Annotated in this window: 25 protein-coding genes; 11 read left to right on the top strand and 14 right to left on the bottom strand. The window is 68.5% G+C overall.

Annotated elements, in window-relative coordinates; genetic code table 11:
- Nucleotides 1-6 precede the first annotated feature (6 nt).
- Nucleotides 7-324, top strand: coding sequence for a DUF7882 family protein (locus tag QE412_RS09285; protein ID WP_307482651.1), 318 nt, complete (start codon nt 7-9; stop codon nt 322-324).
- 7 nt (nt 325-331) lie between these two features.
- Here QE412_RS09285 and QE412_RS09280 read toward each other — a convergent pair whose 3' ends face one another.
- Nucleotides 332-784, bottom strand: a complete 453-nt coding sequence (locus tag QE412_RS09280) for a MarR family winged helix-turn-helix transcriptional regulator (protein ID WP_307482647.1) — start codon at nt 782-784, stop codon at nt 332-334.
- Nucleotides 785-948: 164 nt separating this feature from the next.
- Here QE412_RS09280 and QE412_RS09275 point away from each other — a divergent pair.
- Nucleotides 949-1843, top strand: a protein-coding gene (locus QE412_RS09275; protein WP_307480048.1) for an IS5 family transposase whose coding sequence is annotated in 2 segments (ribosomal slippage) — nt 949-1299 and nt 1301-1843 — 894 coding nt in all. Because the reading frame shifts where the segments join, the coding sequence is not laid out codon by codon here.
- Between the two features lie 60 nt (nt 1844-1903).
- Nucleotides 1904-2233 (top strand): DUF7882 family protein, encoded by a 330-nt coding sequence (locus QE412_RS09270; RefSeq protein ID WP_307482646.1) that lies wholly within the window; start codon nt 1904-1906, stop codon nt 2231-2233.
- 7 nt (nt 2234-2240) lie between these two features.
- Here QE412_RS09270 and QE412_RS09265 read toward each other — a convergent pair whose 3' ends face one another.
- Nucleotides 2241-2534 carry a hypothetical protein gene (locus QE412_RS09265; RefSeq protein WP_307482644.1) on the bottom strand — a complete coding sequence of 98 codons (294 nt, stop codon included), beginning with the start codon at nt 2532-2534 and terminating at the stop codon, nt 2241-2243.
- Nucleotides 2535-2689: 155 nt separating this feature from the next.
- Here QE412_RS09265 and QE412_RS09260 point away from each other — a divergent pair, with 155 nt between their 5' ends.
- The 5 genes from QE412_RS09260 (at nt 2690) to QE412_RS09240 (ending at nt 5479) form a co-directional block, all read left to right on the top strand.
- A complete protein-coding gene (locus QE412_RS09260) occupies nt 2690-3067 on the top strand; it encodes a DoxX family protein (RefSeq protein WP_307482642.1) in 378 nt (125 codons plus the stop codon).
- A 7-nt stretch (nt 3068-3074) separates the two neighbouring features.
- Complete coding sequence (locus QE412_RS09255; RefSeq protein WP_307482640.1) at nt 3075-3590, top strand: 2'-5' RNA ligase family protein; 516 nt, start codon at nt 3075-3077, stop codon at nt 3588-3590.
- On the top strand, nt 3587-4000 hold the full coding sequence (locus tag QE412_RS09250) for a TIGR03618 family F420-dependent PPOX class oxidoreductase (RefSeq protein ID WP_307482638.1): 414 nt from the start codon (nt 3587-3589) through the stop codon (nt 3998-4000). Before QE412_RS09255 ends, QE412_RS09250 begins: the two co-directional genes overlap by 4 nt.
- A gap of 264 nt (nt 4001-4264) precedes the next feature.
- Nucleotides 4265-4756 (top strand): FBP domain-containing protein, encoded by a 492-nt coding sequence (locus QE412_RS09245; RefSeq protein WP_307482635.1) that lies wholly within the window; start codon nt 4265-4267, stop codon nt 4754-4756.
- A 144-nt stretch (nt 4757-4900) separates the two neighbouring features.
- On the top strand, nt 4901-5479 hold the full coding sequence (locus tag QE412_RS09240) for a hypothetical protein (protein WP_307482632.1): 579 nt from the start codon (nt 4901-4903) through the stop codon (nt 5477-5479).
- A gap of 61 nt (nt 5480-5540) precedes the next feature.
- On the opposite strand, the gene QE412_RS09235 is transcribed toward QE412_RS09240, so the two are convergent.
- From QE412_RS09235 to QE412_RS09180, 12 genes are all read right to left on the bottom strand, one after another.
- A complete protein-coding gene (locus tag QE412_RS09235; protein ID WP_307482629.1) occupies nt 5541-6506 on the bottom strand; it encodes an LLM class F420-dependent oxidoreductase in 966 nt (321 codons plus the stop codon).
- Between the two features lie 114 nt (nt 6507-6620).
- Nucleotides 6621-7643 (bottom strand): TerC family protein, encoded by a 1023-nt coding sequence (locus QE412_RS09230; protein WP_307482627.1) that lies wholly within the window; start codon nt 7641-7643, stop codon nt 6621-6623.
- 195 nt (nt 7644-7838) lie between these two features.
- On the bottom strand, nt 7839-8477 hold the full coding sequence (locus QE412_RS09225) for a VOC family protein (protein WP_307482624.1): 639 nt from the start codon (nt 8475-8477) through the stop codon (nt 7839-7841).
- Nucleotides 8478-8583: 106 nt separating this feature from the next.
- The gene (locus QE412_RS09220; protein WP_307482621.1) at nt 8584-10143 is read right to left on the bottom strand and encodes a glycoside hydrolase family 32 protein; all 1560 of its coding nucleotides are present in this window, start codon (nt 10141-10143) and stop codon (nt 8584-8586) included.
- Nucleotides 10144-10224: 81 nt separating this feature from the next.
- The gene (locus QE412_RS09215; RefSeq protein WP_307482620.1) at nt 10225-11604 is read right to left on the bottom strand and encodes a glycoside hydrolase family 32 protein; all 1380 of its coding nucleotides are present in this window, start codon (nt 11602-11604) and stop codon (nt 10225-10227) included.
- Entirely contained in the window at nt 11601-12590 is a 990-nt protein-coding gene (locus QE412_RS09210; protein WP_307482617.1) for a LacI family DNA-binding transcriptional regulator, read from the bottom strand. The genes QE412_RS09215 and QE412_RS09210 overlap by 4 nt, the downstream gene beginning before the upstream one ends.
- 16 nt (nt 12591-12606) lie before the next feature.
- On the bottom strand, nt 12607-13518 hold the full coding sequence (locus QE412_RS09205; RefSeq protein WP_307482615.1) for a carbohydrate ABC transporter permease: 912 nt from the start codon (nt 13516-13518) through the stop codon (nt 12607-12609).
- A complete protein-coding gene (locus QE412_RS09200) occupies nt 13518-14396 on the bottom strand; it encodes a carbohydrate ABC transporter permease (protein WP_307487114.1) in 879 nt (292 codons plus the stop codon). Before QE412_RS09200 ends, QE412_RS09205 begins: the two co-directional genes overlap by 1 nt.
- Nucleotides 14397-14472: 76 nt before the next feature.
- Nucleotides 14473-15810, bottom strand: coding sequence for an ABC transporter substrate-binding protein (locus QE412_RS09195; protein WP_307482612.1), 1338 nt, complete (start codon nt 15808-15810; stop codon nt 14473-14475).
- Nucleotides 15811-15864: 54 nt separating this feature from the next.
- Complete coding sequence (locus QE412_RS09190) at nt 15865-17334, bottom strand: family 43 glycosylhydrolase (protein ID WP_307482610.1); 1470 nt, start codon at nt 17332-17334, stop codon at nt 15865-15867.
- A 55-nt stretch (nt 17335-17389) separates the two neighbouring features.
- Nucleotides 17390-19372 carry a glucose PTS transporter subunit IIA gene (locus QE412_RS09185; RefSeq protein WP_307482608.1) on the bottom strand — a complete coding sequence of 661 codons (1983 nt, stop codon included), beginning with the start codon at nt 19370-19372 and terminating at the stop codon, nt 17390-17392.
- A gap of 133 nt (nt 19373-19505) precedes the next feature.
- Nucleotides 19506-21134 carry a glycoside hydrolase family 68 protein gene (locus tag QE412_RS09180; RefSeq protein ID WP_373426542.1) on the bottom strand — a complete coding sequence of 543 codons (1629 nt, stop codon included), beginning with the start codon at nt 21132-21134 and terminating at the stop codon, nt 19506-19508.
- Between the two features lie 253 nt (nt 21135-21387).
- On the opposite strand from QE412_RS09180, the gene QE412_RS09175 reads away from it, so the two are divergent.
- The 3 genes from QE412_RS09175 to QE412_RS09165 are packed head-to-tail and all read left to right on the top strand — an operon-like array spanning nt 21388 to nt 25003.
- Nucleotides 21388-22494, top strand: a complete 1107-nt coding sequence (locus QE412_RS09175) for a choice-of-anchor L domain-containing protein (protein WP_307482603.1) — start codon at nt 21388-21390, stop codon at nt 22492-22494.
- Complete coding sequence (locus tag QE412_RS09170; RefSeq protein WP_307482600.1) at nt 22491-23345, top strand: hypothetical protein; 855 nt, start codon at nt 22491-22493, stop codon at nt 23343-23345. Before QE412_RS09175 ends, QE412_RS09170 begins: the two co-directional genes overlap by 4 nt.
- Nucleotides 23342-25003: a glycoside hydrolase family 32 protein gene (locus tag QE412_RS09165; RefSeq protein WP_307482597.1), complete on the top strand. Its 1662-nt coding sequence runs from the start codon at nt 23342-23344 to the stop codon at nt 25001-25003. Before QE412_RS09170 ends, QE412_RS09165 begins: the two co-directional genes overlap by 4 nt.
- The last annotated feature ends 26 nt before the right edge of the window (nt 25004-25029 follow it).

Below are 25029 nucleotides of genomic sequence, written 5' to 3'. Positions count from 1 at the left end.
CTTATCGTGGGGAAACTGGTTTACAACACGCTCGGGCACTCCTTCGATATCGAAGATCGGGCCCTGTCGCACCTGCGGCTGGTCTTCATGAACAAGCTGCGGCGCGGCGAACCGTTCATGTTCCACTTCTCTCACCAGGACGGTAGTGGAAATCGAAGCATCTGGATCCATCCCTCGATCCCCATGGTGTTTCACTTCTACGGCGGCCGACAGCCTCAGCTGAACCGACGGTGGATCGATCAGATGATGAACGATGCCAGTTCACCGAACGGCCTGACCATGGGGCCGGAGCCCGACCCCGAAGGGGGAGCGCCGGTCGCGTGATGAGGTCTCAGTCGCACTCGGCATCGACGACCTCACGCACGCGGTCGAGGAACGTCGCGATCTGACCGGCCGCATCGGCGGGGAGATCCGAGGCGAACTCGCGAATACGGGCGGTCACGGGATCGATGGCGTCGGGGTCCTCGCCGCGGTCGAAGGGCAGCACGAACTTGCTGCGCCGATCCGCCGGGTTCGCCATGAAGAAGACGAGTCCGCCGGCATGCAAGCGGTCCAGCATGCCCGTTACGGAGGCGGTAGAGATTCCGAGCGCCTGGGCGATCTCGGTGGGCGTCAAAGTCTGACCCTGATCGCAGCGCTCGAGGATGAGACGCATGGCGGCGCGGGCGTTCTCGCTCGGGCCGCACTCTGATTGGCGACGCCGGGAGAGACGAGCTTCCGCGAGACGGAGCCTCTCGACGGCACGAACTGCGCTGATGGCGGGGTCTTCCGTCGCGGTCGTCATGCGCCTCCTGTCGAATCCGGCGTGCCCGCACAGTCTAGTTAGGCAATCGAGATTCCAAGTGTCCGAACTGTTTCCGGGAAGGTCCTCCCGCTGCGCGTGAATCTGGTCGTTCTCCTAGGGCGTGTCTGACAAAGATTGGTGGGTTGGGCTGAGAGGGTGGGGTCGTGTCGCGGTTCCAGTTGCTCTCTGATGCTCAGTGGTCGTTGATTGAGTCGATGTTGCCGAAGCCGACGGGGCGTCCGGGGCGGAGGTTCTCGGATGCGAGGTCGATGCTGGAGGGCATCATCTACCGGTATCGGTGCGGTATCGCGTGGCGTGATCTGCCGGAGGTGTTCGGGCCATGGCAGACGGTGTGGACCTGGCATCACCGCCTCGCCGCTGACGGGACGTGGGATGTGATCGTGTCCACACTGATCGCGCAGGCCGACGCCGAAGGATTGGTGGACTGGTCGGTGTCGGTGGATTCCACGATTGCCAGGGCGCATCAGCACGCGACGAACACGACCCGCCCCATAGGGGGCTGGATCGAATTACACGAATCCGGCCGTCGAGCCGCCTGATCACGGCATCGGCCGCTCCCGGGGTGGCTTGTCGACGAAGATCCATCAGCTCGTCGACGGCAACGGGCTCCCGCTCGTCACCGTGATCACGCCTGGGCAGGCTGGTGATTCGCCGATGCTGATCCCGATGCTGGAACAGCTGCGCGTGGCTCGACCGGTCGGACGGCCCCGCACACGTCCGGATGCCGTCCGAGGCGACAAGGCCTACTCGTCCCGCGCGATCCGAGCGCACCTGCGCGGCCGGGGAATCAAGGCCGTGATCCCGGAACCGCGCGACCAGCAAGGACACCGCAAACGCCGTGGATCACGCGGAGGCAGGCCCGTCGGGCTCGACGCCGACGACTACCGCAACCGCAACGTCATCGAGCGGCGGTTCTGCCACACCAAGCAATGGCGAGGCCTCGCCACCCGCTACGACAAGTTGGCGGTCATGTTCCGCGCCGCCGTCCTCATCCACGCCACCATCACCTGGACCAAGACATTGTCAGACACGCCCTAGGTGATATTTAGGTTATCTAGTAAAATCATCAGCATCGATCACCTTCAGAAGGAGACGCTGATGGGCCTTCTGTACTACGGGGCGTCTACGTCGCCGATTCACATGCCGGATCGCATCCTCGCGCACGTGAAGGTGGTCATCGCGACCAAGCTTCGTCGCGGCGAGAGCTTCACCATGTCGTGGCGGCATCCCGAGGGAGAGGCGTCCGGCCGTACAACGATCTGGTTGCAGCCCTCGATTCCGCTGCGGTTCGTCTTCTCGACCGTCGAGCCCGAGATGCTCGACCCCGCCCTGCTGCAGACGTACGCGAACTCCGCGAACTCCTCCGGAGGACTGTCGATCGACCTCGACGTGCATCAGCCCGTCGCATCCGCCGCCGCAGGACGGTGATTCGCGCTCAGCGTTGACCCGCGGCGTGCCGGTGTGCGATGACCGACATCCACTCCAGGCCGGGGCACGGGGGGCTCGAACGCCCGCGCATGCGTTCCCACGCTTCGACGTAGATGCCCTCGAGCAGGGCGTCCGCGGATGCCGGCGATCCGGTGACCGCGAGCAGGATGCCGTAGACGCGCGGCGAGGTGCGGTCGTAGAACTCCACGAAGGCGTCGCAGTCTCCCGCGGCGGCGCGGATGAGGAGCGCGTCCAGATCGTCTTCCCGCATCGCGGGCGACGCGGCCTCCCTCAGCATCACGGGCTCCTCCTTCCTCGGCTCGTCCAGTCAAACGGCCCATCTCCCGCAGAGGCGGGGGTTGCGCGATGCGGCGAGGTGCCGTAACGGGCGCAGGCACGACCGGCATGGCCGTCAAGCCCACCGCCCCCCTGGTAGCGCACTCGTAGCGTGAGCGTATGAGAACTGTCATCCGGTGGGCCTTGGCCCTCGCCATGATCTTCGCCGGTGTGTCGCATCTGACCTTCGCGCGCCGCGACTTCCAGGCGCAAGTGCCCGACGCGCTCGTCGAACGGGGACCTCTCGACCGTGACGCCGTGGTCGTCGCCTCCGGCGTGGTCGAGGTGGGGTTCGGGTTGGCGCTGCTGGTGCTGCCGAAGGAGCGTCGCCGCGTCGGGGCCGCGCTCGCCGCGTTCTTCGTCGCGATCTTCCCCGGCAACATCGACCAATGGCGTAAGCGCCGGTCGGCGTTCGGGCTGGACACGGATCGCAAGCGTCTCGTGCGCTTGTTCTTCCAGCCGGGGCTGGTCGCCGCTGCGTGGTGGTCGACGCGCTGAGCGTCTCATGAGCCACGTCGTCAGCCTGGAGCTGCTCCTCGACGCCGCCGCTGACGCCGCCGTCCGGTCGGAGTGGAATCTGCTCGCCGCGGCCGGACTGCCCAGCCAGGCGCATCACACGGGTGAGACGAACAGCCCTCACATCACCCTGCTCGTGCGGTCGACGTTGCCGGAGATCGACGCGACGGCGGTGCGGCCGATGCTCCCGCTCGCCCTCACACTCGGCGCACCCGTGCTGTTCGGGTCGGGGCGCACGCGCGTCGTCGCGAGGTCGGTCGTGCCGTCGTCGGCCCTGCTCGAACTCCACACGAGCGTGCACACCCTGGCCGGCCCCGGCGACGACGTCGCCCACACGCGTCCTGGTGCGTGGTCGCCGCATGTGACGCTCGCCCGTCGCGTGCCGCTGGATCGCATCGGTGCGGCGCTCGATGCCCTCTCGGGTGGTGGGGGAGACCTGCCGGCGCGCGCGACGGCGATCCGACGCTGGGACGCCGCGCTCAAGACGGTGACCTTCGTCGCGTGACGTGGCACGCTGGAGACGTGCTGACCGCCGACGCCCTCGCCTTCGTGAGCGAGTACCACCTCGCCACCCTCTCCACCCTCGGCCGTACCGGACGGATCCACGCGGTACCCGTCGGCTTCACGTACGAGGACGGCGTCGTCCGCGTCATCGGCTCCCGGGGGACGCAGAAGTTCGTCAACGCGGCGCGCGCCGGGAGAGCGTCCGTGTGCTCGGTCGACGGTGCACGGTGGATCAGCTTCGAGGGCGCGGCGCGTGTCACCGATGACCCGGATGCCGTCGCCCGCGCCGTGACGCTCTATGCCGAGCGTTATCGACAGCCCCGGGGAGAATCCGAACCGTGTCGTTCTGGAGGTCACCGTGGAACGCACTCTGGGATCGGCCGCTTTCCGACGGTGAAGGCGTACCCTTGAGGCATGTCCCCGATGAATCCTTCGACGCCCTCCGGGCGTGAGGGGGTCGTCGGCGCGCGGAGCGCCGGCGGCACAGGCGCGGTCGACATCGTCTCCCGCGTCGGCTGACGGCGCGGGACTGCGCTCGCTCCCGCGTGAGCACATCTCCTCCGAGTCCGCGACGTTCGTCGTACGCGGAACATCGGTCCTCCCCGGCCTGCGTCTTCTGTCGCGCACGCCCTCCCGCTCCGGCTCTCGAGCCGGCACTCTCTTCGGAGTCCTTTCATGCTCGCTCTCTCCGCATCCACCATCCGCTCCGCCTTCGTCAACGTCTCGACCCGGGAGCGCAACGCCATCGTGGTGCCCGCCGCTTTCGACGAGTCCGACTGGGATCGTCTCGACTACGTGGGGTGGCGTGACCCCAAGTCACCGCTGCTCGGCTTCGTCGTCGCCGAGATCGATGGCGCGCCCGTGGGTCTGCAGCTGCGCCAGGCCGAACAGGCGACACGATCGCGTCCGCAATGCTCCTGGTGCTCCGACGTGACGCTGCCCAACGACGTGGTGCTCTTCTCCGCCCGTCGCGCCGGAAAGGCGGGGCGCGCCGGGAACACCGTCGGCACGCTGCTGTGTGCGGGCTTCGAATGCTCGCGCAACGTCCGGCGACTCGATCCTCCCGCGTACCTCGGCTATGACGTGGCCGCGGCACGGGATCGGCGCATCGAATCGCTGCGCGCGCACGTCGACAGCTTCTTCCGCGACCTGCGCGGCGACGCCTGAGGTCGTCCTCCCCGGGGCTCCAGTGCGCGTCCGGTCAGCGGCCACCCGCGAGGGGCCGTCCCGCGGGGGCCCTGCCCGGGTTCCCTGCCCGGGTTCCCCGTGCGGAGCCGCCGCCGCGCAGGCGGGGCTGGGATACTCGACGCGATGTCTCGCATCCGTCGTTGCCTGCCGCTGCTCGGTGCCGTTGTCGTGCTGCCGGCGTGCGGCGGCTCCGACGCGCCCGCCTCGCCCGATGCGACGCCGGGCGCGTGGGGCGGCGAGCTTACCCCGGCGCCGTGGACCGCGGCGCAGGCTGCTCCGCTCACGCCCGATGAGGCCGTCGACCTCGCCCAGGGGGCCACGACCGGTGCCCGCGTCGCGCCGCCCGCGATCGGAACGGGGGAGCTTCCCCCCGCCCCCTGGATGCCGGTCACACCACCGTCCGCTCCCGTCGCCGCACCTGCTCCGGCGAACGTGGTCGTGTCCACGTACGTCCGTGCTCCGGACCCGCGTGCTCTCCCGCCCCGCGCGGTGCCCCCGGCATCCGGACGACGTCAACCGCGCACGTTCGCCGACCTGGGTGAAGGGGTGCTGAACGGTCGGCCTTTCGGTTCGCTGCGGGAGTTCGCTGTCGCCGCGGTCGTGGAGGGGCGCTTCCCCGTCGGCGCGGTGGCCCGCGTCTTCCGTCTGCCCGCCTGGCGGCTGGAGCAGTGGATTGTCGAAACCGGGCAGGTCGCGCGCTGAGGCCGCGTGGTGCCGGGGCCGCGGAGCCGACCGTGCCCGGTGGCGCGGCCCCGGCTCGGGCTCAGAGAGCGCGCAGCTTCTCCAGCAGGGGCGCGGCGATCTCGTCGACGAAGCGCTGCTGCTGTTCGTCACCCACCTGCACGATGGCGATGTCGGTGAAGCCCGCGTCGATGAAGGGGCGCACGCTCTCGGCGAGCTCATCGAGGTCGGGGCCGCAGGCGATGGACTCCGCAACGTCTTCGGGGCGCACGAACTGCGATGCGCCGGCGAAACCCGCCGGGGTCGGCAGATCGGCGTTGACGGCCCACCCGCCGGCGAACCAGCGGAACTGGTCGTGCGCGCGGGCGATCGCGGCGTCTTCGTCGGGGTCCCAGCTGATGGGGATCTGCCCGATCTTGCGCGATGAGCCGTCGTGGTGCTCGTCCCAGCCCTGGATGAGGTCGCGGTCGGGCTCGGTCGTGATCAGGTGGTCGCCGAGGGGAGCGAAGCGCTTGATGGAGTGCTCGCCCGACACCGCGACGCCGATCGGAACGCCGCCGTCGGGGGCGTCCCACACGCGCGCCGAGTCGACCCGGAAGTACTCGCCGTCGTAGGTCACGAGCTCGCCCGTGTGCAGGGCGCGGATGATCTCGATGGCTTCGACGAGCATGTCCTGACGCGCGTGCACGGCCGGCCAGCCTTCACCGACGACGTGCTCGTTGAGGTTCTCGCCCGAACCCAGTCCGAGGGTGAAGCGTCCGTCGGACAGGAGCTGCAGCGTGGCAGCCTTCTGGGCTACGACCGCCGGGTGATAACGCACCGTCGGGCAGGTCACGTACGTCATGAGTTCGACGTCGGTGGTCGCGTGGGCGACGGCGCCCAACACCGTCCAGGCGTACGGGGCGTGGCCCTGGCTGGTCAGCCAGGGGGAGTAGTGGTCACTGGAGACGAGGAAGTCGTAGCCGGCGCGCTCGGCGCCGACGGCGTAGTCCACGAGCGCCCGCGGGCCGCTCTGCTCGGTCATGAGGGTGTAGCCGAATCGCGTCATGCCCGCCACGGTAGGGTGACGCGATGACGCGCTCGCCGGGGTTGCGTTCGACCGCGGGATGCGGCAGGAACGGCGAAGGGCCCGTGACCGGGGTCACGAGCCCTTCGCGGACGATCAGTCCTCCGGGGCGTGGATGATCTTCTCGCCGTCGAAGGTCTCGCGCTCCTTCTTGCGGCTGTCGTTGCGGGTCTTTCGCAGGCTGAGGAAGGTCGCGACGGCGACGGTCGCGGCGATGAACAGCAGCGAGAACCAGATGGGGATCTCGGGCACCCACAGCAGCGGCTCGCCCCCGTTGATGAAGGGCAGTTCGTTCACGTGCAGGGCGTGGAACACGAGCTTGACGCCGATGAACGCGAGGATCACGGCCAAACCCTGCGCGAGGTATACGAGACGCTCCAGCAGACCGCCGATGAGGAAGTAGAGCTGGCGCAGCCCCATGAGGGCGAAGGCGTTCGCGGTGAACACGATGTACGCCTCGTTGGTGAGGCCGTAGATGGCGGGGATGGAATCGACCGCGAAGACGAGGTCGATGAAGCCGATGGCGATGATGACCAGCAGCATCGGGGTGACGAAGCGTTTGCCGTTCTTGCGAACCGTGAGCTTGTCGTCGTTGTACTCGTCGGAGACCGGGAGCACGCGGCGCACGAACCGCATGAACTTGCCGTTCGCGGGGTCGCTGTCGCCGTGCGAGAACGCCTGGCGATAAGCGAGGACCAGCAGCAGCGCACCGAAGATGTAGAAGATCCACGAGAAGTTCGAGATCAGGGCGGCGCCGACGGCGATGAACGCCCCGCGCATGATGAGCGCGATCACGATGCCGATCATCAGCACCTTCTGCTGGTACTTCTTGGGCACCGCGAACCCGGTCATGATGATCAGGAAGACGAAGAGGTTGTCGATCGACAGGGCCTTCTCGGTCAGGTAGCCGGCGAAGTACTCACCGCCGAAGGTCCATCCGGAGAAGACGCCGATGCCGACACCGAACAGCAGCGCCAGTCCGATGTAGAACGCCGACCAGCGCGCTGATTCGCCGATGGTCGGTTCGTGGGGTTTGCGCACGTGCGCGAAGAACTCGAAGACGAAGAACGCGATGGTGATCGCGATCGTGATGATCCAGACGAGGGGTGTGACGCCCAAGGCGGCCTCCAAGGGAAATAGGTGCGACGAAACACCAAGGTCTCTTCCACCCGTCATGCGGGCCGACGTCCCGGGGCCACGATGGCGTGGACCGTACTGACGAGATCGTCGCGGAGGGAGTACTCCCCTTGCGTCCGACGATTCTACGCGATGCGCGCGTGCGCCAGGGGTCTGGACGCCGTCCCGCCGCCTGTGCTATTCGGTCGCCAGCACGGTGTGACGGGTGCCGCCCAACTCGACCCGCAACGACGATGCCCCCACCCCGGGCTCGAGGCCCAGCGCTGTCAGGGCGGCGAAGAGAGGATCTTCGGCCGGGGCCGTGACGCGGAAGGACTCGAGTTCGAGGCGGGGCAGGTCGCCGAGTCCCGGATGCGGGCTGTCCAGCCAGTCGATGAGGAAGGGCAGTCCGTTCCACGCGTTGCCCGCCTGACGGGTCAGGCGCCAGGCCAGCTCCACTCCGTCGGGACGCCGCCGGCCGAGGGGTTCCACGTCGCCGGGGTCGACGCCGAGCTCTCGGAGGCGCGCGACGGTGGCATCCAGATCATCGGGACGAAGGGCGAACCCGGCGAGGCGGGGAGCGTCGAGGTCGCGAATACCGAACGTGGGGATATCGGATGCCGTGCGCCCGGCGTCGGCATCGGGACCGATGATCTCGAGGTAACGACGCCCCGTCTCGCCCCCCACGGTCAGGGCGATGAGGGCGTTCGCGGTGCCGGTGGTGGTGTGCCGCCCGCCGGCGGCGGCGCGCACACCCGTCAGGCGTTCGATCTCATCGACCGCATCGACGAGGGACGGGCCGGCGAACACCAGGTGGTCGAGATGGTCGAGGGTCATGTGCGGCTCCGTTCCGGTGGATGCCTCGACTCTGCCCTCCCACCGCGGCGTCGCGCGTGTACGACGTCACACGCCGTCACCGACGCCGCGGTGGGACATGCCCGTCTCACACCGGATCAGCGAACTCGCGGATCGTGATCCCGGTGAACTGCGCCGCGCCGCCGTCGGTGTATAGCGAGATCCCCGTGTCGCCCTCGAGGAAGTGCACCTGCTGTGACAGCACGGTGTGACCGGCGTTGACGAAGACCTCCACGCTCTGGCGGTCGACGAAGATCCGCAGGTGCACGGACCGGGCGGCGGAATCGATCGGAGCGGCGGCACGTGTATACGGCGAGAGCGTGTAACCGCTGCGTTCGGACGGGCCGCGGTCGACGTATAGGTCGGAGCCGTACTTGCCGATGTTGGTGTGGCGCGATCCGTCCGAGGAGCGTCCGACTGAGACACCGACGTTGGCGGCATCCGTCCACGAAATGTCGAGCTCGAGCTCGTACGCACGCCCATTCCACGGCAGGACGGCACTGCCGTTCACCGTGCAGTCGGGAAGGATGATGGTCGAAGTAGCACGACCCGCGAGGGCGGCGATGGGGGCGCTCAGCAGGCTGTACCACCCGCCGGACTGCCGTTGCAGTCGCAGCTCGCGAACGATCGAGTTCTGGCCGTTGTACCCGTCGGTGACGTCGGTGGGCACGTCGCGCGCGGCGTACTTCCAGTTGTTCATCCACCCGATTGCCAGGCGCTTGGTGTCGGGCGCTTCGATGCTCGGCCAGGTGACCGCGCCGTACCAGTCCCATCCCCAGTCGAGCCACTGCGGGGTGAGGTCGTCGGCGACGAAGTGGGTGCCGTTCCACGTGCCTGTCCAATAGGCGTAGGTCATGGGCAGGCCGACCCCGTAGGCGTCCATGCTGGCGCCCAGCACCCAGTGGCGGCTGCCGTCGTTCGCCGTCATCTCGAAAAGGTCGGGGCACTCGATGCCGCCGAGCTGCGGGTTGGGATAGTCGAAGTTGCTCCGCCACGTCCACTGCCGCAGGTTCGGCGAGGTGTAGAACCCGGCGTATCGCGCGCGACCGAGCGCCATCACCCACTCGCCGCGCGCGGCATCCCAGTGCACCTTCGGGTCGCGACACCACTCGGCGTTGTCGATCTCGGCGGGGGTCTGCGCGGTGCGCCCGTCGGTGTTGACCAGCACGGGGTCGGGCAGCATCGTGAAGCTGAAACCGCCGTCGTGCGAGTAGTAGAGGTACTGCTCCTGGTACTTGCGGATGCCGTCGGTCGGTCGCGTGGCAAGAGCGATGACCGTTCCCGCCCCGAATCCCGCGGTGTTCGCGGTGTCGACGACGAGGCATCCCGACCACACCGGCACGCCGTCGGTCAGCGGCATGACGGTGCCGTGGTGGGTGAAGCTCACCCCGTCGGTCGTGGCGTGGTCCCACCCGCCCGCACCGTTGTTGACGTCGGAGTGCAGGTAGTAGAGCTGGTACTGCCCGCCGGAGACGATCGGCCGCTGCGGGTCGCAGAGCCAGGCCGTCGGGGGCGTCATGTGGAACACCGCGCGCTGCGATGTCGTCTGTGCCCGGGCGGCCAGGGGAACGGTCGAGGCCAGAGCGAGGCCCAAGGCCCCGGCTCCGGCGCCCTGCAGCAGCGTGCGGCGGGAGATCTCGAACGGCATGATTTCTTCTCACTTCCTCGTGATCGGCGGGCGCGACGATGCACCCGCCGGGTGGTGAACGGCGGTTCGGGGGGATCTCGGTCAGGCGGCCGCCGGAGCCGCGGGACCTGCCTGTGTGGCGAGGTCTCCGACCGCGCTGACGCGCACGGCGGGGACGACCGCGGTCTCGGCGGTGGCAGAGACGGTGAGCGGCCCGCCGCCGAGGGTCACCAGGTGCGAGAGCACCGTGGCACCGTCGTCGGCGAACACCTCCAGCAGCGGTCCGTCGATGACGAGCGTCAGGGCACCCGCCGCCCCCGCGAGGGGCGCCGTGCGCTCGCCGGAGAAATCGGGATGTAGGGCGTCGGCGGCGGAACCCGCGCGCGAGACGGTGAGTGTGCGGGCCGTGGGGTCGTGGACGACGTCGACCGTGGCATCCCCTTCTCCGGCCAGTCGCACGCGCACGGCGCCCGTCGCAGCGGGATCCCACGCCACCTCGAGCACCGCGTGCGGCTCGACGGTGAGCGGTGCCGGATCGCCCGCGGCGGTGGGCGGCAGGAGCGGCCGCTGGACGAGATGCAACGCCCCGTCGATGCGCCTCAGACCGAGCGTGCGTGGCAGCGACATCGCCCCCCGCCACGGCGAGGTGGGCACGACGTGCGCGTAGCGCCAGTTGCTCATCCACCCCAGCATCACCGCGGCACCGCCCGGAGCGCTGTCGAAGGTGACTCCGGCATAGAAGTCGCGGCCGTGGTCGAGGGGGCGGAGATCGGTGGACGACGACCGGAACACGCCGTCTTCGAGGTCGCCCACGACGTAGTGCATCGCGGAGCCCGCGGGATCGGCGTCGTCGCCGACGGGGTTCGTGCTCAGCAGCAGCGTCCAGATCCGTTCGGCCGTGTCCTCCACGGGCAGGTGCACGAGATCCGGGCACTCCCACACGACGCCCTCCGGCCCGAGGGGGCCGAACGAGCCCGACTCCCTCCAGGTCACGAGGTCGTCGGAGGCGTAGAACACCACCCGGCGTTCGACGGCCTCGACCGTGAGCATGAGCCACCCGCCGCCGGGGACGCGGACCACCTTGGGGTCGCGGAAGTCGGAGCTCGAGCGGTCGAGCACCGGGTTCGCGGCATCCGGGGTCCACGTGAAGCCGCCGTCGGCGCTGGTCGCGCGCGACTGGGCCTGGATGCCGTGGTCGTACGCGCTCGTGTAGAACGCGGTGAGGGTTCCGTCGGGGCCGGCGACGACGGAACCCGAGAAGATCTGCTCGCCGGGGCGGTGCGGCAGTGCGACGGGGTGTTCTTCCCACTGCAGCAGATCACTGCTGGAGGCATGGCCCCAGCTCATGTTCCCCCAGTCGTTTCCCTCGGGGTTGTACTGGAAGAACGCGTGCCAGCGGTCGCCGGTGTGGACGAGCCCGTTGGGGTCGTTCATCCAGTTGCGCACGGGGGCGAGGTGAAAGCGCGGGCGGGGAAGGCTCATACGGACTCCCGGGAGACGGCGGGGCACGCGACCGACTGGCGCGCGCCGGTGGCGGGGGATTCGAGACCGAGCAGCGTGCGCACGCCCGCAGCCCCGAGTTCGTAGTGGGGGAGGGCGACCGTCGACAGCGGCGGCCGCAGGTGCGCGGCGATGACGTCTTGATTGTCGAAGCCGATGACGGCGATGTCGTCGGGGATGCGCAGGCCCCGTTCGCGGAGGCCGTCGTAGAGGCCCATCGCGACCCGGTCGTTGTGGCAGAAGACGGCCGTGGCCCCCGAGGCGACCACGGCCTCGGCGACGTCGTAGCCGCCCTCCTGCGCGGGGGAGGCCTCGAAGACGAGGGCGTCGTCGACATCCGCGCCCGCGGCGGTGAGGGCCGCCCGGTACCCCGCCAGCCGACCGACGCGCGCCGGCGAGGGCGACGTGGTGTTCACGAACGCGATGCGCCGATGCCCCGCCGCCAGCAGCTCCTCGGTCGCGGTGCGCCCGCCCTGCTCCTCGTCGGGCACGATGGCGGGGAACGAATCGTCGGCCGCGAAGCAGTTCACCAGCACCGTCTCGGTGTGCTGCAGCGGCGGGGGCACGTCGATCTCGCGGTGGTACCAGGTGGAGTACAGGATGCCGCGCACCTGGTGCTCCAGCATCATCGCGATCGCGTCGTTCTCCGCGGCGGCGTTGCCCTCGGTGTTGGCCACGAGCAGCACGAAGCCGTGACGCCAGGCCTCGTCCTGGGCGCCGTGGATGATCTGACCGGCGAAGGGCGTGGTGGCGATGGCATCCGCCACCAGCCCGATGAAGCGGGATCCTCCCTCCGACAGCGTCTTGGCCAGCGCGTTCGGGCGGTAGCCCAGGGCGACGATGGCCTCCTGCACCCGGCGCCGCGCGTCTTCGCCGATGCGGGCGCCGGGCTTGTCGTTGACCACGTGCGAGACGGTCGCGACCGAGACGCCGGCTGCTTTGGCGACATCGCGCATGGTGGTGCTCATGACGCAATCCTTGCGTTCATCCCTTGGTCGCTCCGCTCTCGAGGCCCGCGATCATCGCCTTGTTCAGCACCAAGAAGACCAGCAGCAGCGGCGTGACCGTGACGCACACCGCGGCGAACGTCGCCGTCCAGTCGGTGTTGCCCATGGCGCCGATGTAGTTCTGCAGGCCCAGCGGGATGGTCTTCAGCCCGTCGGAGAGCACGAACGTGTTGGCGAAGATGAAGTCGTTCCAGATGAAGATGCTGTTCACCAGCACGACGGTGATGATCGTGTTCACCGACAGGGGCGCCGTGATCTGCAGGAAGATCCGGTACGGACCCGCTCCGTCGAGAGAAGCAGCCTCATACAGCTCGCGCGGGATGTACTCGTAGAACGACGAGAACAGGTACACGCCCATCGGGAGCGAGAACGCGGCCAGCGGCAGGATCATCGACAGGTGGGTGTCGAGCAGTCCCACCTGCGCGTAATCGATGAACAGCGGCACGAGCGCGATCTGCACCGGCACGATGATGCCGAGCAGGAACAGCGCTCGCACGAACCCGCTGAGCCGGAAGCCCAGCACCTGCAGCGCGTAGGCGGCCATCATGCCCGCCACCACGATCAGGGCGCTCGCGCCGAGGGTGACGATGAGGGAGTTGCCGATGTTCAGCAGCAGGTTGCCGGTGCCGAACGCGCGGGAGTAGTTCTCGAGCGTCCACTCGCGCGGGAGGGCGAACGGGTCGCCGCCGGCGAAGTCGGATGCCGTGCGGAAGCTCGTGAGGAACAGCCACAGCAGCGGGTACACCTGCACGACGACGATCAGCACGACCGTGATCGTCAGCAGGGTGCGCTGCAGGCGCACCCGCGGGGTGCGATGCACGCGGGGCGGCTCCGGCTCGGGCAGGCGGGGAAGGGATGCCACCGGGGTGGGGGCGAGTGTCGTGCTCATCACGCGTCCTTTCGACGCAGCAGCAGGAAGATCAGGCCCACGGCGACCAGGCACTCCACGACGATGAAGACCGAGATCGCGCTGGCGTAGCCGTAGTCGGTGTGGACGAAGGCCGTCTTGTACATGTAGGTGGTCAAAAGTTCCGACGACTGTCCGGGCCCGCCGTTGGTGAGCAGGTACGGGATGTCGAAGCCGCGCAGGGCGAAGGTCGTCGCCATGACGGTGGTCGTGATCCAGACGGGCCGGATGTAGGGGAACCGGATGCGCCAGAACGTCTGCCACCACGAGGCGCCGTCGAGGCGCGCGGCCTCTTCGAGCTCCTTCGGCACCGCGATGAGGGCCGCGTAGATGATGAGCATGTACAGGCCCGTGAAGCGCCACCCCTCGGGGATCGACACGGCGGCGAGCACGGTCTGCACGTTCGACAGCCATGCCGTCTGCAGTCCCTCGAGCCCCACCCAGCCGAGCAGCTGGTTGAGCAGGCCGACCGGTTCGAGCGAGTAGATACGGATGAACAGGAAGGCGATCGCCACGGTGGAGATGACAGCCGGCAGCAGGTAGAGCGTCTTGACCAGCTCGCGTGCCCGGGGCAGCGCCGTGAGCAGTCCCGCGACGGCGAGGGCTCCGCCGAGCTGCAGCACCAGGCAGATCGCGAGGTAGCCGAGGGCGTTGCCGAAGGCGGTCCAGAAGACGTCGTCGCGCGTGAACATCTTCACGTAGTTGTCGAGCCCGACGAACTTCAGGGCGGTGATGCCGTCCCATTCGAACAGGCTCAGGATCAGCGACTGCACGATCGGCAGCAGCACGGCCGCGCCGTACAGCAGCAGCGGCGGAACGAGGAAGACGGCGACGGCCAGGCCCGAGCGTCGCGGCAGCATCGAGGTGCTGAGCGGCCGCCGGCGCGGGGCGGGCCGGCCGGCCCCGGTCACCCGGGGCCGGCTCGGTGCGAGCGTGTCAGCCACCGACGTTCTCCGTCAGGGCGGCATCCATGGTGCTCACGAACTCGTCGGGCGTGATGTCGCCCTGGACGAGCAGGGTCAGCTCCTGCTGGAGGCGGGTGTTGGTGGCGGGATCGAGCTGCGTGTCCCAGGGCATGGCGATCTTCTCGCCGACGTCGCTCGCCTGCGCGATCGCTCGGTCGTACAACGGTGTGGCGTTCGCCGGGATCTGGGTCTCGACATCGGTGGTGGGCGAGAGAGCACCGGAGGCGGCGACCTCGGCCGGGTAGCGCTCGAGCGCGAACGCCAGGAAGTCGCGCACGAGCGGGTCGTAGGTCGCGGCGTTCACGGCCATGCCGATCCCCGAGGGCGTGACGTACTCGTTGTCGGCGGTCACGGCTCCGGGAAGGGTGGGGAGGGTGAAGTAGTCGACGCTGTCGCGGACCCCCGCGTCGAGCTTGTCGGTGGCGAGGTTCGCCAGCTCCCACGTGCCGATGTTGTAGACCGCGGCCTTGCCCGAGGTGAACTGCGCCTGGGCGTCGGCGTAGCCGGTCGACGAGAAGCCCTCCTGGAAGCAGCCGGCCTGACCGAGGCCGTACAGCCAGTCGGCGGCGGCGCGGCCCGGGGCGTCGGAGAATTTCGCCTCGCCCGTCTTGAGCTTCTGCACGTACTCCGGGCCCGCCTGGCGGAAGGGGTAGTACGCCATGTAGCGCTCGAGCGGCCAACCGTCGGCTCCGTCGAGGGCGATCGGGGTGATGCCCTGGGCGCGCAGCGCCTCGCACATCGGGGCGAAGTCGTCGAGCGTCGCGGGAACCGACACCCCGGCCTGCGCGAGCAGGTCCTTGTTGTACCAGAAGAACTCCAGCTGGAACTCGAACGGCACCATGTACAGCGACCCGTCGTCGAAGCGCTGGTAGTTCAGGGCGGCCTCTCGGTACTCGTCGGACATCCCCAGATCGTCGAGCAGCAAGTCGACGTCGACCATGCGGCCCTGCTCGGCGAGCTTCTGCGCGAAGGGGGTGGCATCCGTGTCGAAGAGCTCCGGCAGCTTGTTCGCGGCGGCCAGCGTCTCGTACTTCTGGATGTAGCTGGGGCGGTCGGGCGTGGTGATGAGGTTGAGCGAGAATCCGGGGTGGGCTGCGGCGTACTCGTCGGCGATCTTCTGCATCGCGGTGATGACCCCGCCGTCGGCGGGACGCGAGAGCAGCCACGAGATCTCGCGGGGTTTGATCTCCCCCTCGGGGTTGACGTCGGTGGGATCGCCGCCGGCGCCCGGGCCGGCGCAGCCGGAGAGGGAGAGGGCGGCGACGGCGACCAGGGCGACCCAGGATGCCGTGCAGGCGTGGTGGACCATGTCTATCTCCATTGATGTGTGGTGCGTGATGTGTGGTGCGGATGCGGGGATCGGTTATGACGAGACGAGGACGTCGTCGTCGCGGAGCGTGTTCGTGCGTTCGCCGGGGGAGCCCGTCGTGACCTCGAGCGAGAGGACCGTGGCGGACCCTTCGCCGACGAAGACTCCCACCGCACCATGGGTGCGGTCGTACAGCCGCGTGCTGAGGGTGACGGCTCCGTCGACGGTGGCGACGCACAGGTCGCCGTCGACGACGACCTCGATGCGGTGCGGGCCGGGCGGCAGGGGCAGGGGGCGTTCGAGCTCGACCGCGAACGGGACGTCGCCCGAGATCTGCCACTGCTCGCCGCCGGTGCGCGGTCGTGGCCAGCGATCGAACACCACGCGGTTGCGTCGAGGTTCGAGTCGCAGGACGTACCCCTCGTCGCCGTCGGGGCTCGCCCGCAGCAGCACGCCGCATTCCGTGGTGCCGGGCGCGATGTCGACGACGGCGTCGACGCGGAAGCGGGCGGGGATCTCTCCGGGGATCACGAGGTCGCGATAGCCGTCGGCCGCGGTGAGCACGGTTCCGGATGCCAGACCGACGACGTTCGTGTCGAAGGTGTCGGCCAGCTCTCTCGGCGGGTGAAAGCGCAGGGAGCCGTCGGGGTTCTGTTCCGCCTCGAGGACCGACAGCGTGCCGGCCCACTGCCACGCGCCCTCGTCGGTTCCGCCCTCGCGCGAGGAGATCCACCCGAAGAAGAACCGTCGTCCGTCTCGGGCGGCCGACTTCGCGGCGTAGTAGGCCCGACCGTCGAGTGTGTCGTTCTCCGGAACGCTCCAGGGCCCGTGCAGGCTGCGCGAGACGCGGTAGCGGGTGGTGAAGGACTCGCTGAACTCGGACCAGACGAGGTACCACCAGCCGTTCCACTCGAACACCTCGGGGCACTCGTGCGCGATGTACCGACGGGGGTCCCAGAACGGCTCGACCGGTTCCCAGGTGCGCAGGTCGTGCGACACGCACTGGGCGATGACACCGCGGCGGCGTTCGGGTCCGTCGGTGTGGCGCGCCGTGATGAGCATGCGCCACAGTCCGGCGACCTCGTCGCGGAAGACGAACGGGTCGCGCCAGTCGGCCGTCTCGTATCCGGGGGTGGCGCCGAAGGTGTGCTCGGGGTGGCGGTCCCAGGTCTGCATGCCGTCGCCGCTCGTGGCGTGGAGCACCACCTGCACCGGGAGCCCGTCGGCACCGCGACGATTCGGATTCTGACCGGTGTAGAAGACGTGATGGATGCCGTCGGCCACGACGACGCTGCCGGTGTAGACGTTGAAGTCGGCGGCATCCGTCCCCCCGGACGACAGTGCCGGGCCCGTCTCGGTGAAGGTCACGAGGTCATCGGTGACGACGCGGTGCCAGGGCATTCCGGGCCGGGGGATGCGGCGCGATTCGTACAAGTAGAAGAGGTGGAAGCGACCGTCCTCCTGCCAGGGGATGACGTCGCCGACCCATGCGTCGTGCGGTCGGAAGAACCCTCGTCGGTCCATACGGGTGACTCCTCATTGAGACGTTGTCCGCCGATGAACCAGGGTGGTTAATCGGTTACGCAAAGTTAGCAACCTCACGGCGAGTGGTCAAGCGGTTAATCAGGCGGGGTGATCTCGGTCGCCGTCTTGGCCCTCGCCCCGCCCCCCTCCGCCGGGGGGGGGGGGGGGGGGGGGACAGAATCAGGTCGCCGGCACGCACGGACCCGCCGCGGCGCCTGGGCAGGAGTGCTCCGGAGTCGACGTTCGTCACGATCGTCAGCACGACCGGATCCAGACCCGCAGACACGACCGCGTCGACATCGACGTCGACCAGCGGATCGCCCACCGACACCCGTGCACCGACGCGAGTGAGCGGAAGGAACCCCACTCCGTTCATGCGAACGGTGTCGATGCCGACGTGGACGAGAACCTCGGTCCCATCCGGCATCGTGATCCCGTACGCGTGACCGGTGCGCGACACGACGGTGACGATCCCTTGAGCGGGGGCGACGATCCGCGACTCTTGGGGAGCGACGGCGACCGTCGGGCCGAGTGCGCTCGCGGCGAAGGCGGCGTCCGCCAGCGTCTCGACGTCGACCATCACGCCCGAAACCGGAGAAGAGATCGTCGTCGCACCGGCATCCCGGGCGGAGCCGTCCGCGCCCGGCTCGGACTCCGGCTGACTCCACCAGCGGGACCAGGCCCAGGTGCCACCGAAAGACAGCCCGGCAGCGACCGCCTGGCACACGATGAACGGGCCGACCTTGCCGGCAGCGATGGAGGCAAAACCGAAAAGGCCGGCGGCGCCGAGGGTCACCGCCTCCACCTGGAACGTGGCCAGGAGGGCGGCGGCGACAGCCGTGGCTCCGACGGCGATGGCGAAGGGGGCGCGCAGGCGCAGTGTCACTCCGAACATCGCGGGCTCGGCGATTCCCAGGGCGGCGGGTGCCGCTGTGGTCGCAGCGAGAGAGCGCAGGTGGGAGCCCCTGGGCGAGCATGCCCACACGGCGAAAGTGGCGGCGGCCTGAGCGATGTTCGCGGTCGCGGCGATGGGGAAGATGAACGATCCTCCGGTGGCGATGAGACCCAGCTCGATCGCGAGGAGTCCCTGATGCAGGCCCGTCACGACCAGCGGAGAGTACGCGGCGCCGATCATCGCGCCTCCCGCCGGGCCCGCGCTCACGTACAGCCACTGCATCACGTGAGCAGCCACGGCGCCGAGCACGCGGAGGGCGGGGCCGAGCACGAGAAACGCGATGAGTCCGGTCGCGAGCAGTGTCACCGTCGGAACCAGCAGGAGCTGGACCGAGCCGTGGAGCCTCCGCTTCAGCACCCGTTCGACCCGAGCCAGGACGAAGGCGATCGCGATCATCGGTATGACGGTGTTCCGATAGTCCACGCCGAACACGTTGAGATCGCCGATCATCCATGCCGGTGAAGGGGCGAAGTGGGCCGCGGGCGACCCCGCGTCAGAGAAGAGCGGGGCGGCCACGAGCGCCGCTCCCATCGCCGCTCCCAGGTGCGGCGAGCCGCCGAAGCGTTCGGTGGCCGCGAATCCGAGCAGGACGGGAAGGAGCGCGAACACGGCGTACCCCAGGAGGCCGACGAGGGAGGTGAAGCCGTCGAGCCAGGGGGCTGCATGGACGATGGGCATCTCGCCCACGATGTCGGGGCTCGCCAGCAGGTTGTGCAACGCCATCAGCAGGCCCCCCGCGACGAAGACGGGGAGCAGCGGAGTGAAGACATCGACCAGGAGCACGAGGGCTCGGGTCGGGTGGTGACGGCGCCCGCGAGGGACGACCGTGTCGGCGGTGCCGCGGTGGCGCCGCATCGCCGCCGCGACCGCTTGCGCGCGATCGGGACCGAGCACGACCTGCACCTGACCGGCCACCAGTCGCGTGTCGATCACCAGGGGAATGCTGCGGAGCGCATCGAAGCGCACCAGATCGAGGTTGCGGGGAATCAGACGTACCCGGGTCGCGCAGTGCGTCAACGACTCCAGGTTGTCCTGCCCGCCCATCGCGTCCTCGATGAGGTCGGCGAGCCGCGTGGCATTCATAGGTACTCGAATCTCCGCCCCCCGTGGAGGTGTGAGGGGACAGTCGATCTTCGCCGGTGATCTTGGGCATTTCCCGAGGGGAGGGAAAGGTGGGGCCCCATCTCTGGGGCCCCACCTCGTGTGCGACGGTTCGTCAGTTGACCGGGCGCCGGTCCGGTGTCTGAGCGATGTCGTGGGCGTATCCCGAGGGAATGTCGGCCCACGAGCCGAGGCCGTTGTGGCCGTAGGTACGGTCGCTCGTCACGTCGGCACCGTTGATGTTGATGCGGACGGTCGGGGCCAGCGTGCCGCCGCGGACGAACTTGTCGCTCGTTCCGATCGTGTCGATGAACGATTGCACGAGCCCGCCCGGCATGACGTAGTGCGAGTAGGCCTGGAACTGGCCGGGGTCTTGGTTGTAGTCCGGTGCGGAGGGCTTGCCCACCGCGAAGTTCAGGTTGGAGGGGCTGCCGAGCGCCAGGCCCGAGCCGCGGTTCACCGGTTGGAAGTCGCTACGGATGCCGTTGCCCACGAATCCGTAGACGCCCTCCGGGCCGTCGATGCCGGCCGCGTAGGTGTGGCGGTGCGAGATCGTGAAGAGGTAGTACTTGCCGTCCTTGAGGTAGATCTGCGGGCGTTCGGTCTGGTCGTTCACGCAGTTGGCCGAAAGGATCGGCGGAAGGAACTTCCATTTCGTCAACGCCTTGTTCTCAGCGACGGCGAGCCCGACGTTGGCGAGCTGGTAGTGCGCTCCCTGGTCCATGACCTGGTCGGCTGTCTCGGTGTAGGGGTCGCCCGGAGCGTAGCCCATGTCCTCCTTGGTGCACGAGCGGGCGCCGCGCTGGAAGGCGGAGTTGCCCTCGAAGACCATGTAGGTCTTGCCGGGGTGGGCGGGGTCCTCGAAGGTGAAGGGGTCGCGGAAGTTGAAGTACTCGTTCTGTGCGGCGTTCTGGTAATAGGTACCGTCGGCCTTCAGCATGTCGTGCTGGTCGCGGAAGCCGGTCATCCACACGCCGTTGTCGTCGGCGAAGATGCGGCCCTCGCTCTGCACGATGCGCGGGTCGTAGGGCTTGCGGTTCGTGCCATCGGGATTGCGATAGAAGGCCACGGCCGTGTAGAAGATGCGCAGCTTGTTGCCGTCGAAGATGCGGGTCGAGCCTGACCACTCGGTCTGGTGGCTGAACGACTGGTCTTCAAAGATCGCGCCGGACGCGCCGTCGGGGAACACCAGTCCGCCGTACGTCCACCCGCCGTTCTTGGGGCGATCCGCCACGTTGGCTTTGCGGAAGAAGTACCCGAGGCGCGCGTACGTGTGGCGATCGTCGAAGCCGAGCTTGCGATCGGCGACCAGCGAGAAGACGACCTCCCACCCCTTGAAGCTCGGCTGCGCCGATGAGCCGTCCGTCAGAGTCCAGCTGTCCCACACCCAGACCTGGTCGTTGCTCATGTCGGGGAAGTCCTGTGGCACCGTCGGCATGGTGTACTCCTCCGGCAGGGAGTTCTGCCGCGAAGGCGCAGCCGGGTTGCTCATCGCTTTGATCTGACGAGCGTCGGCGCGGGTCCACTTGGCCGTGAAGTTCGCCTCGGGGTCGTAGGCCTGCTGCGTGTGCGTGGTGGGGGCCGGGTAGCCCGGGACCGCGGTGACGTTCGCCGTCGACTGCGCGTATGCGGGCGTTGCCGCGATAGCCGCGGTCGCGGCCAGCACGGCGGCAACCGCGGCGAGCCGGACGGCGAGGCGCCCCACTCGGTTCTTCTTGGTGGTCACGTCGTTCTGCTTTCTCATTTGGCGTGACGTGGCCCCTGCTCCTCGCGGCTCAGCGTATGGATCGGAAAGACATATGTCAATCGATTGACATAGTTTGCGTTCGTCTGCGTTTTCTGGCACTGTCGGCTATGAGGCGCCGTGTGGCGCACTCCGTGGCACCCTCTCCTCTCGCGGTTTGTCAAGAAATCGCTCTCGCCACCCTTTCCTCGACGGCGCGTGCCCTTTCGATGGGCCGTTCTCCGTCGTGCCCACCGCATTTCACAGGAGTGTCATGAACCAGCTCTCTTCCTTCGTCCGCAGGTCTCCTGCGCGCCGAGCGCCCTTCGCGGTTGCCGCGTGTGTTGCCTCATCGGCGGCGATCGCCCTTCTCGCCAGTGCCCCCGCGTACGCCGCGGCCGCCAGCACCACCCTGGAGGGGAAGGACGTCAAAGACGTCGTAAAAGTCCTGGTAGGTGGCAATATCGCGATTTCGGACGCCAAACTGACCTCCGGCCGTGCAATTCAGGCCGGAACGTACTCCGGCTTGAATCTGGGTTTCGCCGACAGGTTTTCCTCCGGTGTAGCACTCACCACGGGCTCGCTGCGTGACGCCGACCCCAACAATGCAGCCGACGTTGATTTCACCGATTCGTCCCTCGTCGGACCCAACAAGAAATTGACGACGACCGGTGACCTCGGAGGTGCGGGATCGGCGACGCTTGACGCGGCATTCGGTGTCACCACCTACGACGGTGCTGAGCTGGCGTTGACCGTCATTCCCGCGGGTGACACTCTGACAATCGATTATCAGATTGGCAGTGAAGAGTACGGCAAGTGGGCGCAGCGTGATTACAAGGATGCGTTCGGTATCTTCGTCAACGGCACGCTGTGTTCGACGATCGGGGGGCAGCCGGTCGGCCTCGGTACCATCAACTCGACGTCTCACCCCGAGCTCTTCGTGTCGAACGTGACCTCCGACGGACACCCGGGTGCACTGGACACTGAGATGAACGGCTTCTCGGTGCCGCTCACGTGCACGGCGTCGGTCACGCCGGGTCGGGCGGTCAGCGTCGTCGCGGCGGTCGCCGATACCAAGGACGGGCAACTCGACTCGACACTGCTGATCCCCGCTGGCGGTATTCACTCGGCCGGGGTGCCCGCAACGCCCGCGCCGACGTCCACGAGCACTCCCGGCTCACCGTCATCGACCACGCAGGCACCCGTCCCCGCGTCCGCGAACAGCGCTGCGTCGCCGACGTCGTCCCTGGCGAGCACGGGATTGAACTCCGACTCGTTGATCGGCGCGGTGGCGCTCGGTGTGCTTGTGCTCGCTGCCGGCGTCTGCGCCTTCTTCGTCTCGCGTCGCGCACGCAGGGCCACGCAAGGGAAGAAGCTTTGACTCGGGAACTGTCCCGGGCAGCCGGGTGGCTCGCGGCGGGACTCATCGGTATGACGGCGGGAACGCTCCTTCTCGCGTCACCGGTATGGGCTGCGCAGGATGGCGACGTCACCTCGACGTCGGCGGCCAAGGCGACTCTGCGCCCCGGTGATCGGCCCGGTACGTTCTACGGAGAGGCCGACCGGACGCGAGGCAATCTGTACGGGCAATGGGTCGACGGTTCGGAGACGCGGGCCTCGTGGATCGCCGAGGGTCCCCGCGGTCCCTGGGACGCCCTCGACATCGTCGAGGCGCTCGGGCCGCACCAGCGGGTCGACTGTGCAGCGGGCGTGCGCGTCCGCGCCACCTCCACTCGCGCGTCGGACACGGGTTACCTGCTGGATCTGAAGGATGTCCGCGCCGAGCAGGTCAGCGTTCAGTGCGACGACGACCGAGTCTCGGTGCGGGTGTCGGGTGTGGCTGAGGAGTTCATCGAGCTGAGCTTCGTCTCGGTCGCCGACAGCCCCTCGATCGCGCTCACGAGCACGGCGTCGTTCGTCGGCACCCGGACCCCGACCCCCTATCCCACTCCGACCCCGACCCCGACCCCCTATCCCACTCCGACCCCCACGCCGGCTCCGTCAACGAGTCCGGTCCCCACACCGGTGCCGTCGCCTACCGTGACGACACCTCCCAACGTCGAGACTGTGGTCCCCCCGACGCCCACCCCGAATGCCGCCATCCCGGCGCGCCTCGCAGAGACCGGAATCGAGGCCCCCACCTCTCCGCTTGCGCTGGCCGCGGGGCTCCTCGTGGCGGCAGGCGTCGGTTGCCTTCTGATGCGCTGTGGCTGCGCGCGGAGGCGTGTGTGACCGGTCTCGACAGCCTCGGCGGGAACCGCCCCCCCGGTTCCCGCCGAGGCACTTTCTGGCTCGTGCTCGCCACCCTCGGCGTGGTGGCGGTGGGCGTCGTCGTGCTGGCCTTGCCCCGTGACGGGGCTCCGCCGTCGACGGCGTCCGCCTCACCGCCGACTCCCTCGGCGTCGGCGACGGACGATCGCGCGTTCTCCCGGCCCCAGGGGTGGGAGCGGTTCCGTCCCGCTTTTCACCTGACGCCCGAACAGCACTGGATGAACGATCCACAACGGCCGGTACTCGTCGACGGCGTATGGCACCTGTACTACCTGTACAACGCCGATTACCCCGATGGAAACGGCACGGCATGGCATCTGGCGACATCCACCGACATGCTCACCTGGAAGAACGAGGGTGTGGCGATCGAGAAGTATCGCAACGGCCTCGGCGACATCCTCACCGGAAGCGTGGTCATCGACGAGAAGAACACGGCCGGGTTCGGAGCGGGCGCCATCGTCGCCATCGCCACGCAACAGAGCGACGGCGTGCAGCGGCAGTCGTTGTTCACGTCGACCGACGGGGGCGTGACGTTTCACAACTACGAGGGCAACCCCATCATGGAAAACCCGGGTGTCCGTGATTGGCGCGACCCCAAGGTGGTGTGGGACGACGCGCACCAGCAGTGGGTCATGGTCCTCGCCGAGGGAGAACGTCTCGGGTTCTACACGTCGCGCGACCTGCGCGAATGGACGTACGTGTCCGATTTCGCGCATACCGGTGACGGGCTCCTGGAGTGTCCCGATCTCTTCGAGATGCTCGAGCCCGCCACCGGTCGCCGCACCTGGGTTCTGGCCGCCAGCGCCGACGCCTCGAGCTCGGGAGGACCGACCGGGTTCGCCTACTGGACCGGGTCGTGGGATGGCGAGCGGTTCGTCGCCGATGATGAACGACCGCAATGGCTCGACGGCGGCGCCGACTTCTACGCTGCCGTGACCTGGGATGATCCCCGGGACGGTGACAGAGGACGGTTGGAACGTCGATTCGCCCTCGGGTGGGTGAACAACTGGGCCTATGCGCGAGACCTCCCCGGCGGCGAGTGGCAGGGTGGGTCGCTCTCCACGACGCGCGAGATCACGCTCGGGGAGGTCGACGGGCGTCTGACTCTCCTGTCCCGGCCGGTCGCCGCCCTCGCCGCTCGAGAGGGGGCACTGTCGACGGCGGACCCGATGACGCTCGAGCCCGGCGCGATCGTCCCGCTCTCCGCGCAGCCGTCGACCTCTGCCTACCGCTTCCGAGCAACGGTTTCCGCGCACGACGGGGGAGAGGTGAGATTCCGCTTCGGGTCGACGGACTCCGCGTATGCCACGGTCGGGTACAACGCCGACGCGGGAGTGATCTTCCTCGATCGGCGCACCGATGAGGCGGCTCGCGCCATGCCGGAGGCTTATCACGCCGTGCACACCGCTCCCGTCTCGGTCGACGGGACGATCACCCTCGACGTGCTCGTGGATGCCTCTTCCGTCGAGGTGTTCACCGGTGACGGCCGTGCCTCGCTCACTGCGGCCGCGTTCGTGGACGGGAGATCCGGTGTCACGGCCGAAGCAGTCGGATCGACGATCAGGATCCGCGACATCTCCCTCAGTCCGATCGCGGTGAACGACCCGAACGTCCCGTGAATCGGCACGTGAGCCCGCGGCCGCAC

This window comes from Microbacterium trichothecenolyticum, from assembly GCF_030818955.1.
Classification (GTDB): domain Bacteria; phylum Actinomycetota; class Actinomycetes; order Actinomycetales; family Microbacteriaceae; genus Microbacterium; species Microbacterium trichothecenolyticum_B.
The sequence above is the reverse complement of the archived record's forward strand: the minus strand, read 5'-3'. Positions and strand labels throughout refer to the sequence as shown.

Bases quoted from the DNA above. Each gene is read 5' to 3' on its own strand.
- QE412_RS09280 (WP_307482647.1), bottom strand. From the start codon at position 784: ATGACGACCGCGACGGAAGACCCCGCCATCAGCGCAGTTCGTGCCGTC.
- QE412_RS09270 (WP_307482646.1), top strand. From the start codon at position 1,904: ATGGGCCTTCTGTACTACGGGGCGTCTACGTCGCCGATTCACATGCCG.
- QE412_RS09260 (WP_307482642.1), top strand. From the start codon at position 2,690: ATGAGAACTGTCATCCGGTGGGCCTTGGCCCTCGCCATGATCTTCGCC.
- QE412_RS09255 (WP_307482640.1), top strand. From the start codon at position 3,075: ATGAGCCACGTCGTCAGCCTGGAGCTGCTCCTCGACGCCGCCGCTGAC.
- QE412_RS09245 (WP_307482635.1), top strand. From the start codon at position 4,265: ATGCTCGCTCTCTCCGCATCCACCATCCGCTCCGCCTTCGTCAACGTC.
- QE412_RS09240 (WP_307482632.1), top strand. From the start codon at position 4,901: ATGTCTCGCATCCGTCGTTGCCTGCCGCTGCTCGGTGCCGTTGTCGTG.
- QE412_RS09235 (WP_307482629.1), bottom strand. From the start codon at position 6,506: ATGACGCGATTCGGCTACACCCTCATGACCGAGCAGAGCGGCCCGCGG.
- QE412_RS09225 (WP_307482624.1), bottom strand. From the start codon at position 8,477: ATGACCCTCGACCATCTCGACCACCTGGTGTTCGCCGGCCCGTCCCTC.
- QE412_RS09220 (WP_307482621.1), bottom strand. From the start codon at position 10,143: ATGCCGTTCGAGATCTCCCGCCGCACGCTGCTGCAGGGCGCCGGAGCC.
- QE412_RS09215 (WP_307482620.1), bottom strand. From the start codon at position 11,604: ATGAGCCTTCCCCGCCCGCGCTTTCACCTCGCCCCCGTGCGCAACTGG.
- QE412_RS09210 (WP_307482617.1), bottom strand. From the start codon at position 12,590: ATGAGCACCACCATGCGCGATGTCGCCAAAGCAGCCGGCGTCTCGGTC.
- QE412_RS09205 (WP_307482615.1), bottom strand. From the start codon at position 13,518: ATGAGCACGACACTCGCCCCCACCCCGGTGGCATCCCTTCCCCGCCTG.
- QE412_RS09200 (WP_307487114.1), bottom strand. From the start codon at position 14,396: ATGCTGCCGCGACGCTCGGGCCTGGCCGTCGCCGTCTTCCTCGTTCCG.
- QE412_RS09195 (WP_307482612.1), bottom strand. From the start codon at position 15,810: ATGGTCCACCACGCCTGCACGGCATCCTGGGTCGCCCTGGTCGCCGTC.
- QE412_RS09190 (WP_307482610.1), bottom strand. From the start codon at position 17,334: ATGGACCGACGAGGGTTCTTCCGACCGCACGACGCATGGGTCGGCGAC.
- QE412_RS09185 (WP_307482608.1), bottom strand. From the start codon at position 19,372: ATGAATGCCACGCGGCTCGCCGACCTCATCGAGGACGCGATGGGCGGG.
- QE412_RS09180 (WP_373426542.1), bottom strand. From the start codon at position 21,134: ATGAGAAAGCAGAACGACGTGACCACCAAGAAGAACCGAGTGGGGCGC.
- QE412_RS09175 (WP_307482603.1), top strand. From the start codon at position 21,388: ATGAACCAGCTCTCTTCCTTCGTCCGCAGGTCTCCTGCGCGCCGAGCG.